Genomic DNA, 16,745 nt, shown 5'->3' with positions numbered 1-16,745 from the left:
CGCCGGGATTTTTCAGAGAATTGGCCCGGCGCTGCGGCTCCGGGGACCGCACTCAACGGCGGTCTGCTCAGTCCAAAAAGAGCAATCCGCGCTTCCCGTGGAAGCGCGGACCTGTCGTGACCCGCCGATGTAGATCGCTCGTCAGCGGCGGATGAAGGCCGCCACCACCGCGCTCGACGTCGCGCAGATCGCGACCACCAGGAACACCAGCGAGGTCTGGTTATGCTTGTCCATGAAGTGGCCGATCATCGGCTCGCCGAGACCCGCGAACAGATAGGCGAAGAAGTTCATCACCCCGGTTGCGGTCCCTGCCCGCTTGTGGCCGACCAGGTCCGGGCACAATGCCCAGAACGAGGACTGCGGGCCATAAGTGAAGAAGCCGCACAGGAACAGCACCGTCATGCCGAGATAGATATCGGTGGTCGGGATCGCATACATGCAGAGCGCGGTGACCGCGGCGAGCACCATGTAGAGCACGATCGCGAGGTAACGGCGCGAGCCGAACACCTGGTCCGAGATCCAGCCGTTGCTGAACGCGCCGACCGCCATGCCGACCGGCAGCGCGATGCTGATCCAGCGCGGATCGACCACCGAGCTCGCGCCGGCCTTGGCCCAGTTGCTGCCGAGGAAGTGCACCGGCACCCACACCAGCAGGCCATAGCGCGCCGCGTTCTGGAAGCCGATCGAGACGCCGGCGACCAGCAGGCGCCAGTTCGACAGCACCGCCTTGTAGCGCGCGAGCGAGCCCTCATTGGCATCGACCGCGGCCTCCGTTGCCACAACGTCGTCGGCCTCGTCATGCGGCGAGGCAAAGCCCATGTCCTCGGGCTTCTCGCGCGCGATCAGATAGAACGCGATGCCGCCGAGCAGCAGCAGCACGACCGGGATGCGGAAGATCCAGCGCCAGTCGAGCTGGAAATAGCCGACCACGACCAGCGAGGTGACGAACGACAGCACCGAGGCGAGGCCCGCCGCGAACGTGTAGAGCCCGTAGACCGTGCCGCGCTCGTGGCGGCCCCACCAATTCGACAGCAGCCGGCTGCCCGGCGCCCATCCCATCGACTGGAAATAACCGTTGATGCCCCAGAACGCGGTGAGGCTGACGATCCCGGTCGACAGGCTGGTCGCCCAGTTCATGATGAAGGAGAGGATCGCGCCCGCGCTCATCACCCGGCGGCCGCCGAACTTGTCGCCGAGATTGCCGTTGATGGCCTGGCCGACCGCGTAGCACCAGAGCAGCGCCGCGCTGGCCCAGCCCAGCGCCTCCTTGGTGACGCCGAACTCGGCCTGGATGCCGGGAATGGCGAAGCCGAAGGTCTGCCGCCCGGTGTAGAAGAACAGATAGCAGAACATCGCCGCGAACAGCATCCGCCACTGCGCGCGGCGGAACGAGGTCGCAAGCTCCGGATTCTGGACTCCGACCGAGCCGACGCTCGACGGACTGAACGTGATCGACATTGAGGCCTCCCCTTTGTTTGGTTGATGCTGTCGGCCGCGGCGTTGTTCTTGTTGTGCGCGTGCAGCCCTCGTCGGACGCGCTGCTCTAGACCGGCCAAGGCAGCGAGTAGGTCTTGACGTTGGTGAAGCTCTTGATCGCCTCCTGCACGCCCTCCTTGTAGCCAAGGCCGGAGTCCTTGATCCCGCCGAACGGCGACATCTCGATCCGGTAGCCCGGCACTTCCCAGACATTGACGGTGCCGACATCGAGTTCGTTGACGAACCGCGTGATGTAGTCGAGCCGGTTGGTGCAGACGCCGGACGACAGGCCGAACGCGGTCGAATTCGAAATCCGGATCACGCTCTCGATGTCGTTGGGCACGCGGATGATCGGGATGACAGGCCCGAACGTCTCCTGCATCACCAGCTCGCTGGTGTAGGGAATCCGGTCGACCACCGTCGGTGGATACAGCGCGCCCTGGCGATCGTTGCCGTGTAGCAACTCGGCGCCGTCGGCAACGGCCGCGTTGACGCGGCGCTCGAATTCCTTCGCCGCACCCTCATGGATGACGGTGCCGACATCGACCGTCGGGTCCATCGGATCGCCGCACTTCAAGCTGCGTGCCTTCTTCAGGACGAGCGCAGCAAAATCGTCGGCAACCGCCTCGACGCAGAGGATGCGCTTGACGGCCGTGCAGCGCTGGCCGGAATTCTTGGTCGCGCCGGTGACCGCAAGCTCGGCCGCCTTCTCGAGATCGGCGTCCTCCATCACGATCAGGGGATCATTGCCGCCGAGCTCGAGCACCAGGCGCTTGTAGCCCGCCTTGGTGGCGATGTGCTTGCCGACCCTGACCGAGCCGGTGAAGGTCACGAGATCGACGCCCGGATCTGTGATCATCGCATCCCCCATCGAATGCGGATTGCCTGTGACCACCGACAGCATTTCCGGCGGCAGCCCGGCCTCATACAGCACATCGGCGAGCGCCAGCGCGGTCAGCGGCGTCAGCTCGGTCGGCTTCAGCACCACGCGGTTGTTGGTGGCGATCGCGGGTGCGATCTTGTGGCTCACCATGTTGAGCGGATGATTGAACGGCGTGATCGCGGAGATCGCGCCGAGCAGCGGCGCGCGCGTCGTGAAGATCTTGCGCGCCTTGCCCTGCGGGCTGATGTCGCAGGAGAATATCTCGCCATCGTCCATGATCGCGAGCTGGCCGGCAAACGAGTAGACGTCGTAGGCGCGGCCGGCCTCGTAGAGCGAGTCCTTCCAGCACAGCCCGGACTCGGCGGTGATCAACCGCGCGAACTCCTCCTTGCGGCCCGCCAAAATCTCGGCGGTGCGCAGCAGGATGCGCTGGCGCTCATAGCGCGTCAGCTTCGGCTTGAACGCCGCCGCCTTGGCGAACGCGCTGCGCACATGCTCCGGGCGCGCCGCCGGGACGGTGCCAATCACCTTGTTGGTGTAGGGATTGAAGACCTCGACATGCTCGTCGGTGTCGACGAGCGAGCCTGCGATGCGCATCTGCTCATGGCGAACGGCCGGGCCCTGGATGTTCATGGTGGTGTCCTTAAAGTCCGGATGTCACTGGATGCGGTTGAGCGCGACGTCGAAGGCGTCAAAATTGCGCAGGGCGTGACCGGCCGGCAGCACGATCTTGCGGTTGGCGATCAGCGGCACCCGCTCCTCGGTCAGCCCGCCATGCGAGCGCAGCGGCTCGGTCAACCCTGACAGATCGTGGCGAGATTCGCTGGTGCCGAGCACCTTGTGCCTGGTCGAGATCACGACGATATCGCCGATCCGGTCCGGCGGCAGCTCGAACCGGGCGCAAGCGTCCTTGCGCGTCAGTGCAACCTCGATCCCTTTGGTATCGCGCAGCCGCATCAGCAGCGTGCCGACGTCGCGCCTTCGGGCGTGTAGATGGTCGCGAACGAGCCGAGCGAGCCGTGATGGGCCACGTAAGGATCGGTGATCGGCAGGATCACGCGCGCGGCGCCCGCACCCGTCCAGTCGTCCATGACGTCCTGGAGATAGATCACGTCGGGCTTGCCATCGGGCAGAAACTTGTCGTTCATGCCGTGGTCGGCGGTCGCCACGATGTTGCAGCCGAGCGCATCGAACTGGGCAAGATAGCCGTCGATCATCGCGTAGAAGTCGTTGGCGACCTTGGTGCCGAGCCCGACCTTGTGCTGGATATAGTCGGTGGTCGACAGATACATCAGATCTGGACGGTAACGTTCGACCAGCTTGACGCCGGCCGCGAACACGAAGCGCGACAGATCGGCTGAGTAGACTTCCGGCAGCGGCAGGCCGACGAAATCGAGCACATTGTCGATGCCGTTATTAGCCTTGGTGGCCTGGTCGGCCTTCTCCGACGAGAACGCGATGGCGCGGCCGCTCGCATAGTCGAGCCCGTAGGCGAGCAAGGTGCGCAGCTTGTCCTTGGCGGTGACGGCGGCGACCTTGTAGCCGGCGTCGTGGACCCCGGCCAGGATGGTCGGCGCGCGCAGGAATTTCGGATCGTTCATCATGACTTCGGCGTTGTTCGCCGTGTCGTAGAAATAGTTGCCGGCGATGCCGTGCACCGCGGGCGGCCGCCCGGTGATGATCGAGAGGTTGTTGGGATTGGTGAAGCTCGGGATCACGCTGGCGGCGTGGACATGCGCGCCCTCCTTCATGAAGCGTGCGAAGGTCGGCGCCACGCCGGCCTCGATCGCCTTCTCGATATAGCCGGGTTCCGAACCGTCGAGGCAGATCACGACCGTCGGCCGCGTCGGCGCCTCGTAATCGCGCCCGTTGACAGTGATGGTCTTGCGAGTGTCTTGCATCATGTCTCTCCTTGTCACCGCGCCGTCGTCACGCGCTCACCGCGCTCGGCATGCGCTGGGTCTGCGCTGCCTCGATCAACCGCTCCTTCGACCCCAGGAAATTGCGGCCGCGCTCGCCCTCGAGCGAGTCCGCGATCAGCGCGTGCCATTCCGCGCGCTCGATCCTGTAGGCGGCCGGATTGCAGGAGATGCCGAGCCGCGCCATGAAGTCTTCGAGGTCGTCGGCCGCGCGCGCCAGATCGGCGCCAAATATCTGCCTGAGGCTGTCCTCGCAGAGCCCGCCCGCCCCCTTGACGCTGCGCAGCACCATCGGCAGCGAGAACGAGCAGGCAATGCCATGTTGCACGCCGTGCCGCAGCGTGATCGGATAGGACAGCGAATGCGCGATCGCGGTCTTGGTGTTGGAGAACGCGAGCCCTGCGAACAATGCCGCCTGCGCCATGCGGCTGCGCAGCTCGAGATTGCCGAGGTCATTGGCGAGCTTCGGCAGCACCTCGAGAACGCCGCGCGCCGCTGCCACCGCGTGGTTGGCCGACACCGGGTTGTTGTTGACGTTCCAGATGCTCTCCAGCGCATGCGACAGCGCATCGAGGCCGGTGCTGATGGTGAGAAGCTGCGGCTTGCCGAGCATCAGCCGCGGATCGATCACCGCATGGGTCGGATAGAGCGACGGGCGCGCCAGCGAGTACTTCTTGCCGTTGGCCTCGTCCCACACCGTGCCCCAGCAGGTCACTTCGCTGCCGGTGCCGGCGGTGGTCGGCACCGCGACGATCGGGATCGCCGCGAGCCGCTCGGCGCCCTGTTGCGTCTCCAGATAGGTCTTCACGGTCGCGAAGTCGCCGCCGGCCGCCGCGAACACCTTTGCGGAGTCGATCACCGAGCCGCCGCCGAGCGCGACGATCACCTCGGGCTGCTTCGCGAGCCCGGCAAAGCGCGCGGTCTGCTCGGTGAGCAGCCGATAGTCCGGATTGGGCGCGACGTCGCGGATGGTCAGGACGGACGGCCCCGCCGCGGCGCGCAGCCGGCGCTCGAGTCCATCGAAGAACGGCTCGCCATAGGTCACGAGCGCATAGGCGCGCTTGCCGATCAACGCCGGCAGCTTGTCGAAGCTGTCGGCTCCGAATTCGATCCTTACCGGGTTGGAATAAGTCCAGGCCATCCACGCGTCCTCCATTTGGCGCGAAGGTACGGCGCCGGCTGCTATTGACAAATTCATTCTTCGGATGCGTTCTATTGATTATGTCAATAGTATTCAGCCAGCTGCGCGCCTTCCATGCGGTCGCCGCCCATGGCGGCTTCACCGCGGCCTCGCGCGTGCTCCATGTCGGGCAGCCGACGCTGACCATCCAGGTCAAGGAGCTGGAGGAGACCTACGGCGTCGAGCTTTTGATCCGCAAGCCGCGGCACACCGAGCTGACCGAGGCCGGCGCCGCGCTGTTCGAGATCACGCGGGGCATCATGACGTTCTGCGACGAGGCGCACGACCTGTTGGCTGCGCATGGCAAGGCCACCAAGGGCCATTTGCGCGTGGCGACCGTCGGCCCGTTTCACGCCACCGAGATCATTGCCGCCTTCAAGCGCGATCACCCCGAGGTGCAGATCTCGACCCTGCTCGGCAATTCCGAACGCACGCTGCGCCACATCGTCGACTTCGAGGCCGATGTCGCGATCCTGGCTGAGGTGCCGGAGGATCCGCGCGTCACCATGATCCCCTACCGCACCCACCGCGTGATCGTGTTCGTCAATCGCGATCATCCCTGGTTCACGCGTAAGTCGGTCCGGCTGCGCGAGCTGGCCGACCAACCGATCGTGCTGCGCGAGCGCGGCTCGACCACGCGGCGCGCCTTCGAGGCAACGATGCAGGCCGAGGGCATCAGGATCGAGCCGGTGTTCGAGATCGAGAGCCGTGAGGGCGTGTGGAAGGCGGTCGAGCGCGGGCTCGGCATCAGCGTCGTCGCCGACTTCGAATTCGTGCCGCACCCCAACCTGCGCGCGCTCGAGATCAGCGACCGCACCATCAAGACCCAGTACAGCATCGCCCATCACAGCGGGCGTGGCCACTCCCCGATCATCAAGGCCTTCATCGATACGGTTCGACGGATGAAGGTCAGCGACCGCAGCGGGTGACGGCGCCCCCGTCGCGGGCTATGCGTCCTCGTCGAAGCGAGCCAATGCCGCCTCGATGAGCTCGATCTCCTCGCGGAGCGTGTCATGCACGACCGTCGGCCTGAAACCCGGGACGCTGTGTGCTCGAACACCGTCCAACAATCGTTGGCGATGGTCTCTGAGCTCTTCCAGCGCCTGACGATTCTTCAGCGATACATAGCCGGCAATAATTTGCTCGATGGCGTTCATTGGAAATCCACGGTTCAAAAAATAACATGCTGTAATCCCTCGATTAAAGCGGCCAAACGGCTTTCCTGGCAAGCCCCGTGACGCGGTGCCGTGAGCGCTAATGCTGGCGGCCCGGGCGAACCAGTACGCCGCGACCTGTCGGCTCAAGCGCCGCCGCCTCTGGAATACTGGATCACCCGCTTTCGCGGTGATGACACCGCGTTGTTTGGCGCGAACAATCCCCATTGTCGTCCTGGCGAAAGCCAGGACCCATTACCCCAACTGCGCATTGTTGCGCGGCGCTGGGGCCGCTGTCCCGTTCATCATCCGCTGCGGTGGTTATGGGTCCTGGCTTTCGCCAGGACGACGGTGGAGGATGCAGCGCATAAGCGTGATCTATCGGCTGACAGTGACGGCGAAGCGCGCGGTATCGGCTCAAGCCACGGTCGGCTCGCTCGACAGCGCGGCGAACACGGTTTCCGGCGAATGCGCGATCACGGCGAGCAAGGCGCGGGCAGGTCCCCGCGGGGCGCGCTTGCCCTGCTCCCAGTTGCGGATGGTCTCAACGGGAACGCCGAGCTTGGCGGCGAATTCGAGCTGGGTCAGCTGGGCGCGGCGGCGCAGATCGCGCACCGCGGGTCGCGCGGCCGCAGGGTGCATCGCCGCCTCGGCCGGGTATGCCGGCACGAGCGGGATTTCCTGCCCGTCGCGCAATTCGACGATCCGTCCGTCCGCCTTGAGCCGCAACCGCTGCATGATGGCCCCCTTTGGAGATAGGTGCATCATCCGCCAACCCCGTTAAGGCGCGATTAACGATAAACGGCTCCGCCGACGATCCGCTATTTCAGCCCAAACCACAGTGTGGCGATGCCGAGGAACGAGAAGAAGCCGACCACGTCGGTGACGGTCGTGACGAAGGTGCCGGAGGCAACCGCCGGATCGGCGCGCACCCGTTCCAGCACCATCGGAATCAGGATGCCGCCGAGCGCGCCGGCGACCAGGTTGCAGATGATCGCAAGCCCGATCACGATGCCAAGGCCCGGGATCTTGAACCAGGCCACCGCGGCGATGCCGGTGATGACGGCAAAGGCGATGCCGTTGACGAGCCCGACCATGGTCTCGCGCAACACCACGCGCATCGCGTTGAACGCACCGAGCTCGCGGGTGGCTAGCGCGCGCACCGCGACCGTCATGGTCTGGGTCGCGGCATTGCCGCCCTGGCTCGCCACGATCGGCGCCAGCACCGCAAGCGCCACCATCTTCTCGAGCTGGCCCTCGAACAGGCCGAGCACCGACGAGGCCAGGAACGCGGTCGCGAGATTGACCAAGAGCCAGTTGAAGCGGCCGCGGGCGATGGTCCAGACCGTGTCGGACAGCTCTTCGGGATGGGTGACGCCGCCGAGCGCCTTCAAGTCCTCGTCGGCCTCCTCCTCGATCATGTCGACGACGTCGTCGATGGTGATCACGCCGACCAGCCGGTCGATGGTATCGACCACGGGAGCGGCGACCAGATTGTACTTGCCGAACATCCGCGCGACCTCTTCCTGGTCCTCGAGCGCGGAGACCCGGCGGCGGTCCTCGTCGATCAGGTCCTTGATTGGAACCGGGCGGCGCGCGCGCAGTAGCACGTCCAGCGAAACTGCGCCCAGCCAGTGCCTTTCGGCGTCGACCACATAGATCTCGTAGAATCGATCCGGCAGATCGGGCGTGTCGCGCATGTAATCGATCACCTGCCCGACGTTCCAATCCAGCGGCACCGCAATGAACGCGGTCTGCATCCGCCGGCCGGCGGAATTCTCCGGGTACAGCAAGCTGCGCTCGATCTCGGCGCGCTCGGCCGCCGGCAGTTTCTCCAGGATCTGTTCCTGGTCCTCCTCGTCGAGGCTTTGCAGCAGCTCGACGGCGTCGTCGGAGTCGAGCTCGCGGACGCCCTCCGCAACCGTCTCCGGCTCGAGTTCCTCGAGGATCTCCTCGCGGACCGTCTCATCGACTTCGTTGAGCGCCGAGAAGTCGAAGTCGGTGCCGGTGATCTCGACCAGGGTAACGCGGTCGTCCGGCTCCAGCGCCGCGATCAGGTCGCCGAGATCGGCCTCGTGCAGTTCCGCCACCACCTCGCACAGCAGGGGCCTGTCGGCGGCATGGATCGCCCGGGTGATGCCAGCGACGAATTCGGGGCGGAGCTGGCCCTCCTCGTCCCGCATCGGCATCCGGGCCAGCGGGTCGGCTTCGGCGGGTTCGGCAACGTCGAAATTCTCGGCCATGCCGTGTTTCGCCGGTTTGACAGGAGGGGAAAAACTGGTTGGATGAGTGCGGAACGGATTACCTAATCGGTGGGGCCCTGTGCAATGAGAAAGAAGTCGAGCGCACCGCGACCGATCCTCAACGTTGTCGCGGCGCTGATCGCGCTCGCACCTTGCGCGCTGACCGGCGCGGCGAAGGCCGCCGAGTGCACGCGCAAGGATGCGCTCGGCACCTCACGTGTGCTCGAGGTCGATCCTGCGACCTATCCGCGCGTCGGGCTGAAGAGCTTTCCGCAGACCCTGCCGCTTCGGGATGGCGAGGTCGTGCTGACCTTCGACGACGGGCCGACGCCCGGCGTCACCGACAAGGTGCTGACGGCACTGGCAACCGAATGTGTGCAGGCCACCTTCTTCATGGTCGGCCGCAACGCCGCCGATCATCCCGATATGGTCCGCAAGATTGCGCGCCTCGGCCACACCATCGGGTACCACACCTGGGACCATCCGCATCTCAACAAGATGCCGCTGGATCAGGCCGAGGCGAACATCAACCGGGGGATCGAAGCGGTCGGGAAGGCCCTGCACGGCACCGTGAGCACGGTCCCGAGCACGCCGTTTTTCCGGTTCCCCTATTTTGAGTCGACGCCCGCCCTGCTCGAGCGTCTGGAAAAGCGCGGTATTGCGGTGTTCGGGGCCGATTTCTGGGCCAGCGATTGGAACAAGATGACCCCCGAGGAGGAACTCAAGCTGCTCACCGGGCGGCTCGAAGGCCACCGCAAGGGAATTATCCTGCTGCATGACCCGCAAATGCGCACAGCCGAGATGCTGCCCGCCTTTCTAAGGTACCTGCAGGAGCATAATTATCACGTCGTCCACATCGTCCCGGCAGCGATGAAGACCGTGTCTGACCGGACACATTGAACCCGGCACCCAAGGTGGATTACAGACCGTTAAGGCGGCATTCATGGGGCCGCCCTTAAGGATTCGTCAGTGCGTTTGGAATGCGGCCGAGATTCGATGATTGCAAACGTCCTGGTGATGATCCGGAAGCGGTCGCGGACCGTGATCGGCGCGGCACTGCTGGGCTGTTGCTTCATGGCGCCGCAGGCCGCCCCCGCCGCGGATTGCCCCGGTAATCCCAACGCGCTCGGCACCTCGCGGACCATCGTCGTCGATCCCAGGGAGCATCCGCGGATCGGCACCATGCAGTATCCGGAGACGCTGCCGCTCGCCGATCACGAGGTGGTGCTGACCTTCGACGACGGGCCGCTGCCGAAATACAGCAACCAGGTGCTGGCCATTCTCGCCAGCCAGTGCGTCAAGGCGACCTTCTTCACCATCGGCTCCCAGGCCCGGTTCAATCCGGAGGGCGTGCGCAAGCTGATCGCCGCCGGGCATACCGTCGGCACCCACAGCCAGAACCATCCGCTCACGATGAACAAGATGCCGCTCGAGAAGGTGCGGCAGGAAGTCGACGACGGCATCGCCTCGACGCTCGCCGCGCTCAATGGTGACAAGAGCAAGCTCGCGCCGTTCTTCCGGATTCCCGGCCTGATGCGCGCCGAGATCCCCGAGGCGTATCTGGCGTCACAGGGCATCCAGGTCTGGAGCGCCGACTTCCCGGCTGACGACTGGCGCCACATCTCGCCACAGCGGGTCTACGACCTCGCGATCCAGCGGATCGAGGCCAAGCACAAGGGCATCCTGCTGCTGCACGACATCCAGCCGCGCACCGTGGCGGCGCTGCCGCGCATCCTCAACACGCTCAGGGAGCGCGGCTACCGCATCGTCCATGTCGTGCCCGCGACCGCCGACCGTCCGGCAACACCGACCCAGCCGCAGCAATGGTTCATGCATCCGCCGACCGAGACGGTGGCGACCACGCGCTGGCCGAGAATTCCGAACTTCGTCTTCACCGCGACGCGGACGCTGCCGGCAGCTGTCTTTGCCGACCTGGATTGGCGCGACGCCGACATCCTCGACCACGCGCAGCGCGCACGCGTCGGTGTGCCCGTCCGCACGCTGTGGCCGCAGCCGCAGGTCGCGCAGCTCGCACCGGTCTCGACATTACCGATACCAGCAGCCGACGTCTTTCGCGTTCCCGAAGCGCTGGACCTGACCCTGCTCGCGGCGAATCGCCGCCTCACACAGCGCGCGGCTGGTCCAGCCGCCGGCGCACCGCGCGCGCAGGCGATCTCGGCGCGCCAGGCCAGACATCCGAAGCAGGCCGCGCATCAGATCCCCGCTGCGGCGCATGGCGGAGGCCACGGCGCGCCTCTCCATGTCGCGCCGCCGGGTGCGAGCAACGCCGCAGTCCACGTCGCCAAGCGTAGCCCGCGCGCCGAAGCCTCGGCGGCCGGCAAGCGCGTACCGGACTAGCGCGCTCTAGCTGGCCACGATCTTGGCGACGCAGAGCAGGATCACCAGCGCCAGGAAGAAGATGTCGATGTAGGATTTGATCTCGCCGGCGTGCCTGAGCTCGGTGACATCGGCGACGATCTGCTTGCGCGAGGCTGCGGCATTCGGCCCCTCGCCGGCCGCTGCGGCGAGCCGCCGCGTTTCGCCTTCGAGGCGCTCGATGCGCTGGAAGAAATAGAACGAGCGCAGGCCGGACAGTGCATGCATCACCGCATAGACCAGGACCAGGATCGCGACCGTCGCGCGCTGCTCGTATTTCTCCAGCAGGTTCAGCGTGAAATAGACCAGCCCCAGGAACACGAAGTTGGAGACGGCACGGTAGACGTAGCTAGCAAGGATCATCGGATGCTCCGGGTGGGCAGGCTCGCGGCGGCGCGATCGGAGACGCGGCCGCCTCCGGTCGGCAGCGCCATACCAGCAAGGCCATGCATCCGCCACTCTACCCGACCGGTGTTACAGGACCGCATCGGGCAGCGCCTCGGCGTCGCCCCATTGACGCGGCGCGGCCGGCTTGCGATGTAATCCGCCCCGGACATCCCAGGGTGGTCAATGCAAGTCGTTCGCTCCGTTCGCCTCTGGATGAAGGAGGGCAGATCCGACAAGCTCTATGAAGTCGATCTGGTCGATCTGGAACGCGCCGACAACGACGCACGCTACCTGGTCAATTTCAAATATGGCCGTCGCGGCACCTCGCTAAGGGATGGAACCAAGACCCCATCGCCGGTCACGCACGCGAATGCCGAAAAGCTGTTCGATAGTGTCGTGGTGTCCAAGATCAACGACGGCTATCGCCGCATCGACGGCGATGCACCGTCGCTGACCGTTTCGGATGCCGGAGTCGATGCCAACGGACGCGACACGGAATTGCTCAGGAAGTTCGCGGTCTGCGCGCGCAGTGCGTGGCCAGAGAATGAGCGCGACCGCCTGTTCTGGCGCCTCGGTGTGATCCGGCTCACAGCCGCCTATCCCCAACTCGCCGCCATCGCCGAGAAGACCGGCGCGGCGAACGCGAGTTACAGCCTCGTCTATGCGCTGGCGCGGTGTGGCGGCGCCGACGCCGCCGATCTGCTACGCCGCTGCGCCGACGTCAATGTCAGCCTGGTGACGCGGGACTACGCGGCCTATGCCCTCGCAAGTGAACTGATGGACGCGCGGCGATCGGCGCCGCGGCTGTCGCTGCCGCGAACGACAGATGCCGCGGCGACCCGCGACATCGAGATGGCGCTGGCGAACGGCAATGGCGCGGGCCTGATCCAGGCCCTGCTGGCGGCGAACTCGGCTCAGCCGGGTTTCGCCAATCAGTTCCTCATCGCGCTCGCCCACCATGCGCTCGCAGACAGCGCCGCGCGCAAGACGCTGCTCGCGGCCGTGCACGCGATGAGCCCGCGCCCGCCCTACGTGCAGGTGCTGCGGCGGCTGTTCAAATATGCCGATCTTACCGACGACGGCCCGCTGTTCGCTGCAACCGCGCGGCAGTTCGAGCTGGCGTCGCCGATGTACTATCGCGGCCGGGTCTACAACGACCGCGTCTGGCTGCCCGGTTCGCGCCAGGCGCTGAAGCTCAGCGAGGAACTGCACAGCGCGGCTCCGCGCGTCGCGCTGTCCGACCAGACCCTGCTCTACTTCAAGCGGCGCGCCTGGCGCATGTTGCGCAAGCGCGCCGAGCTCGGACAGGACACCTTCACGGCGATGGCGAGCGAGCTCCTCCTCGCCTTCACCGACGCCGACGGCATCAAGCCGGCGACCTGGACCGAGCATATCCGGATCGAACGCAGCTATCGTCCTGTCCCCCACGCCACCGAGGCGCTCAGCCGGGTTTGGAGCGTCAGCCACCTGCTGCATGCCGCAGCCCCGACCAGCCACTTCAATACCAGGGCTCTCACACATCGCCATGTCGGCGACCGTGCGCCGGCGCGGCGCGAGGAAGCCTTCCCCGCGCTATGGGATGCCCGGCCCGAGCGGCTGCTGCGGATCGCTGCATTGGCGCGCAATCATGCGGCGGCGCGCTTCGCGGCCGAGGCGCTGCGGCAGGGCCCGCCGCGGCCTGAGACGATGGACGTGGCCGCGATCGGCGGCCTGCTCGCCTCGCCCTATCCCGAGGTCACCACGCTCGCGGCCACGATCGCACGGCGCCTGATCGATGCCGGCAAGGCCGATGCGGCATTGGTCGCCGCGCTGCTCGATACCACCGCACCTGAGATGCGCGATTTGGCCATCCGCGCCATTGACGACCGCGCCGATTGGCCGTGGGCCGACCCCGCCCTTGGACGCGCCGCGCTGACGAGCCCGCACGACCAGGTACAAGGCCGCACGCGCGGCTGGCTGCGCGACCGCGCGCCCTCGCGAGAGCAACGCGCCCGCGCGACGGAAGCGTTTGCGGCCTGGCTCGCGCAGTTGCCGCCGGTGCTCGACGATCTGCTGCGCGCCGGTCTCACGTCGGCTCTCGCGCTGCTGCCACAGCTCTGGCCGGATCGCGACTGCCCGCTGCAGCCGGAGGTGATCGAAAGCCTGACCGGCCACGCCAGCCCCGACGTCCAGGCAGCCAGCATCCAGCTCATCGCGGTGACCCCGACGCGGCCGGGCGACCTGCCGGAAGCATTCTGGCAGGCGATCCTGCGGGCCGATGCGCCGGAAATCCGCATTGCCTCGATGAGCCTCTTGGCGCGGCTCGACGACGCCGCCCTCGCGCAACATCGCGATGGCATCGTGCTGGCGGCAACCGGCGACCATGCCCGGCTGCGCGCGGCTGCGCGGCCGCTCGTCGCGCGCCTTGCGGCGAGCGACGAGGCCTTCGCCATCCGGCTGCGCGACATGCTGATGGCCGGCTTCTTCCGCGCCGAACCTATCGAGGGCCACGCGGCCGACATGGTCACGTTGTTCGTCGAAGCGTTGCCGCAGGCCGCGACCGCCATCGACGACGGCACGCTGTGGCGCCTGCTGCAGGCGCGCGCGGCCGGCGCCCGCATGCTCGGCGCCAAGCTGCTGGAGAGCCGCGCACCGGCGCGCTTCTCGGTGCGCCAGCTCGCCCGCCTCGGCAACCATCCGTTCGCCGCCGTGCGCCGCTTCGCACTTGATGCGTTCACGGCTGACGAGCCCCGCTTCCGCGCCGACCCGCAGAATGCGGTGCTGCTGGTCGAGAGCGAGTGGGATGATGTCCGCACGACCGCGGTGAACCGCCTCACGGCATGGCCCAGCGATGCGCTGCCGGCGGCCGCGCTGGCGGTCATGGCGGACTCGACCGTGCCGGCGGTGCAGGACGGCGCTCGCCTGCTGCTGCGGCGCAGCCTCGCCGACGGCGATATCGCCGAGGTGCTGGGGCGCATGCTGGAGCATCCCTCCGGCAGCTTCCATCTCTTCGTCACCGAGCTGATCACTGGTGACTCACTGGCGGACGCGGCGATCTTCGCCAAATTCCTCACCCAGGCCCGCATCATCCTGATGCAGATCAACCGCGGGCGCATCGCCAAGGACCGGATATTCACGGCGCTGCGCAACGAGGCGCTGGCGCACCGGGACCGCGCAGCGGCGATCGCGCAGCTGCTGCACGACTTCACACTCAGCGTGACCCTGCGTGACAAGGCGCCCGCGCTGATCATCCTGCGCGACATCGCGCATGCCTGGCCGGATCTGCCGCTGCCCGTCACCGTGGCCCGCGCCGGCCACACGCCGCGGGGCGGCGGCTCGCAAACCAGCGGGACCGCCGCATGAATTTCGCATATCGATTTCTCGGCAGCACCAGCGCCTCGTCCGACGCCGCCTCGTCGTCGTTCGCCTTCGCGCCGGACACGCTGCGCCAGCCGACCTTCTTCACCGGCAAGGTGGCGCGTCATCTCGCCTTCCGCGAGGCAATCTCCGCGCTGCATCACGTCGTGGTGTCGGACCTGCGCTTCAAGCCGCGCGATCGCACCGCCTATTTCGAGTGGCTGAAGCAGAGCGAGGCGAGTTTCCTGGCCGAAGCGACGGCGCAGTCCGCCGCGCTCAAGCCACGCATCGCGGACTTGCAGGACCGCATCCGCGGCTTCGACCGCGAGCGCGATCGCCAGATGAAGCCGTTCTGGGCGGCGCGGCAGGCTTATTTCAACTACCTCTACAAGCAGAACCGCGATGCCTGGATCGTGCTCGATCCGGTGATCACGGTGCACCCGGACGAGATCTTCTTCGAGTGCTTCAGCCTCGACGAATCGAGCTACGGGCGGCTGTCCTGCGACCACGACGTGTTCGAGAGCCTCGGCGAGATGGCGTTCGGCACCACCAATATCGACTACAGCCACGCGCTCTACGACGAATTCCAGAAGATCCGCTCCTATCGCGACACCACCCTCACCATCGATCCCTCAGGGTTCGAGGTGCAGACCGGCGACGATCTCGACTTCCGCGAGGAGAAGATCGAGCTGCCGGACAGCTGGGTGCGCGGCTTCCTGCAGGTGTCGAGCGCGATGACCCTGCCGGCGCATGTGTTCGACCTGCATCCCGTGGACATGGCCAACATCCTCACCCGCCTCGCGCAGAAGAAGGAAAAGGCCGGCCCGCGCTCGCTGCGGTTCGTGCTGAAGCCGGACGCGCCGGTGCAGGTCGTGATCGAGCCGTGGCACGAACGGCTGACCTTCCGCCGCTCGATCTATCGCGGCACGGCCCCCGCCGAGATCCGCATCTGGGGCCGGCGGCGGCTTGCGATCCTCGGGCGGGCGCTGCCGCTGGCGCGGTCGGTGCGGGTGCATTTGACCGGGACCGGCCTGCCGTCATTCTTCGTCGTCGATTTCGGCGGTCTGCGCTTCACGCTCGGCCTGTCCGGCTGGACCGCGAACGACTGGTCGTCCGCCGGACAATTCGACCTGCTCGCGCCGCGCCACAAGGTCGACAACGACAGCGCGCAGCGCATTTTCGCAGCACTCGGCAAGTCCCATGCGGCGAGCGCCACCGAGCTGGCGCGGCAGACCGGCGTCGATCAGGCGCTGGTGCATGCGGCGCTCACATCCTACACCCAGGCCGGACGCGCGATGTTCGACCTCGACAAGTCGCTCTACCGGCTGCGCGAGCTGACGCGCGAGCCGCTGTCAGCAGCCCAGCTGCGCTTCGCCAGCCCGCAGGAGGAAAAAGCCGATCGCCTGATCGGCGCCAACCTCGTGACGATCGGCAACATTGATCGCAACCAGGGCGTTCGCGCCATCAACGGCAGCGTGCTCGACAACGCGCGCACCGAGCAGGTGAACCTCGTCATCGACGATGACGACCGTCTCGTCGAGGCGCGGTGCAGCTGTCATTTCTACGGCCACAACAAGATGATGCGCGGCCCCTGCGAGCACATGCTGGCGCTGCGCCGGATTTTCCATTCGCAAGTCGAGGGCGTCGCCCAGGACGGACCCGCCATCGCATGAGTGACATGAAACCCTTGATCCGCAGAGCCGGCTTGTGCCGGCGACGGCAATTCGCGTATCACTGCATTCGGAAGGGCGCAGGCCGGTCAGGACCTTGCAACCCGGGCGGCGTATCGCC

12 protein-coding genes and 1 pseudogene are annotated in these 16,745 nt (G+C 66.5%); 5 read left to right on the top strand and 8 right to left on the bottom strand.

Annotation, left to right across the window (positions count from 1 at the left end; genetic code table 11):
* Positions 1-141: 141 nt before the first annotated feature.
* The 4 genes and pseudogenes from AKN84_RS16200 to psrA all read right to left on the bottom strand — a co-directional run bounded on the left by AKN84_RS16200 (position 142) and on the right by psrA (position 5,419).
* Entirely contained in the window at positions 142-1,458 is a 1,317-nt protein-coding gene (locus AKN84_RS16200) for an MFS transporter (RefSeq protein WP_128970876.1), read from the bottom strand.
* Between the two features lie 85 nt (positions 1,459-1,543).
* Positions 1,544-2,992 (bottom strand): phosphonoacetaldehyde dehydrogenase, encoded by a 1,449-nt coding sequence (gene phnY, locus AKN84_RS16195; protein WP_050421683.1) that lies wholly within the window; start codon positions 2,990-2,992, stop codon positions 1,544-1,546.
* A 24-nt stretch (positions 2,993-3,016) separates the two neighbouring features.
* Positions 3,017-4,263: pseudogene (phnA, locus tag AKN84_RS16190) on the bottom strand (phosphonoacetate hydrolase).
* A 25-nt stretch (positions 4,264-4,288) separates the two neighbouring features.
* Entirely contained in the window at positions 4,289-5,419 is a 1,131-nt protein-coding gene (gene psrA / locus AKN84_RS16185) for an iron-containing alcohol dehydrogenase PsrA (RefSeq protein WP_050421717.1), read from the bottom strand.
* A gap of 80 nt (positions 5,420-5,499) precedes the next feature.
* Here psrA and AKN84_RS16180 point away from each other — a divergent pair, with 80 nt between their 5' ends.
* Complete coding sequence (locus AKN84_RS16180; protein ID WP_050421682.1) at positions 5,500-6,387, top strand: LysR substrate-binding domain-containing protein; 888 nt, start codon at positions 5,500-5,502, stop codon at positions 6,385-6,387.
* A gap of 18 nt (positions 6,388-6,405) precedes the next feature.
* Here the strand turns inward: AKN84_RS16180 and AKN84_RS16175 are convergent, their stop codons facing one another.
* From AKN84_RS16175 to mgtE, 3 genes are all read right to left on the bottom strand, one after another.
* Positions 6,406-6,615: a hypothetical protein gene (locus AKN84_RS16175; RefSeq protein WP_050421681.1), complete on the bottom strand. Its 210-nt coding sequence runs from the start codon at positions 6,613-6,615 to the stop codon at positions 6,406-6,408.
* 414 nt (positions 6,616-7,029) lie between these two features.
* Positions 7,030-7,350 (bottom strand): helix-turn-helix domain-containing protein, encoded by a 321-nt coding sequence (locus AKN84_RS16170; RefSeq protein ID WP_050421680.1) that lies wholly within the window; start codon positions 7,348-7,350, stop codon positions 7,030-7,032.
* Between the two features lie 83 nt (positions 7,351-7,433).
* On the bottom strand, positions 7,434-8,855 hold the full coding sequence (mgtE, locus tag AKN84_RS16165) for a magnesium transporter (protein ID WP_050421679.1): 1,422 nt from the start codon (positions 8,853-8,855) through the stop codon (positions 7,434-7,436).
* A gap of 84 nt (positions 8,856-8,939) precedes the next feature.
* Here mgtE and AKN84_RS16160 point away from each other — a divergent pair, with 84 nt between their 5' ends.
* Positions 8,940-9,755, top strand: a complete 816-nt coding sequence (locus AKN84_RS16160) for a polysaccharide deacetylase family protein (RefSeq protein ID WP_050421678.1) — start codon at positions 8,940-8,942, stop codon at positions 9,753-9,755.
* A gap of 96 nt (positions 9,756-9,851) precedes the next feature.
* Positions 9,852-11,213 (top strand): polysaccharide deacetylase family protein, encoded by a 1,362-nt coding sequence (locus AKN84_RS16155; RefSeq protein ID WP_050421677.1) that lies wholly within the window; start codon positions 9,852-9,854, stop codon positions 11,211-11,213.
* Between the two features lie 6 nt (positions 11,214-11,219).
* Here AKN84_RS16155 and AKN84_RS16150 read toward each other — a convergent pair whose 3' ends face one another.
* Positions 11,220-11,594, bottom strand: a complete 375-nt coding sequence (locus AKN84_RS16150) for a hypothetical protein (protein WP_050421676.1) — start codon at positions 11,592-11,594, stop codon at positions 11,220-11,222.
* A 207-nt stretch (positions 11,595-11,801) separates the two neighbouring features.
* Here AKN84_RS16150 and AKN84_RS16145 point away from each other — a divergent pair, with 207 nt between their 5' ends.
* Both AKN84_RS16145 and AKN84_RS16140 read left to right on the top strand, forming a co-directional pair.
* Positions 11,802-14,960, top strand: coding sequence for a hypothetical protein (locus AKN84_RS16145; RefSeq protein WP_050421675.1), 3,159 nt, complete (start codon positions 11,802-11,804; stop codon positions 14,958-14,960).
* Positions 14,957-16,627 carry an SWIM zinc finger family protein gene (locus AKN84_RS16140; RefSeq protein WP_050421674.1) on the top strand — a complete coding sequence of 557 codons (1,671 nt, stop codon included), beginning with the start codon at positions 14,957-14,959 and terminating at the stop codon, positions 16,625-16,627. The genes AKN84_RS16145 and AKN84_RS16140 overlap by 4 nt, the downstream gene beginning before the upstream one ends.
* Positions 16,628-16,745: the final 118 nt, after the last annotated feature.

Source organism: Bradyrhizobium tropiciagri, assembly GCF_001189845.1.
Taxonomy (GTDB): Bacteria; Pseudomonadota; Alphaproteobacteria; order Rhizobiales; family Xanthobacteraceae; genus Bradyrhizobium; species Bradyrhizobium tropiciagri.
This window is presented reverse-complemented; position numbering and strand designations above follow the sequence as displayed.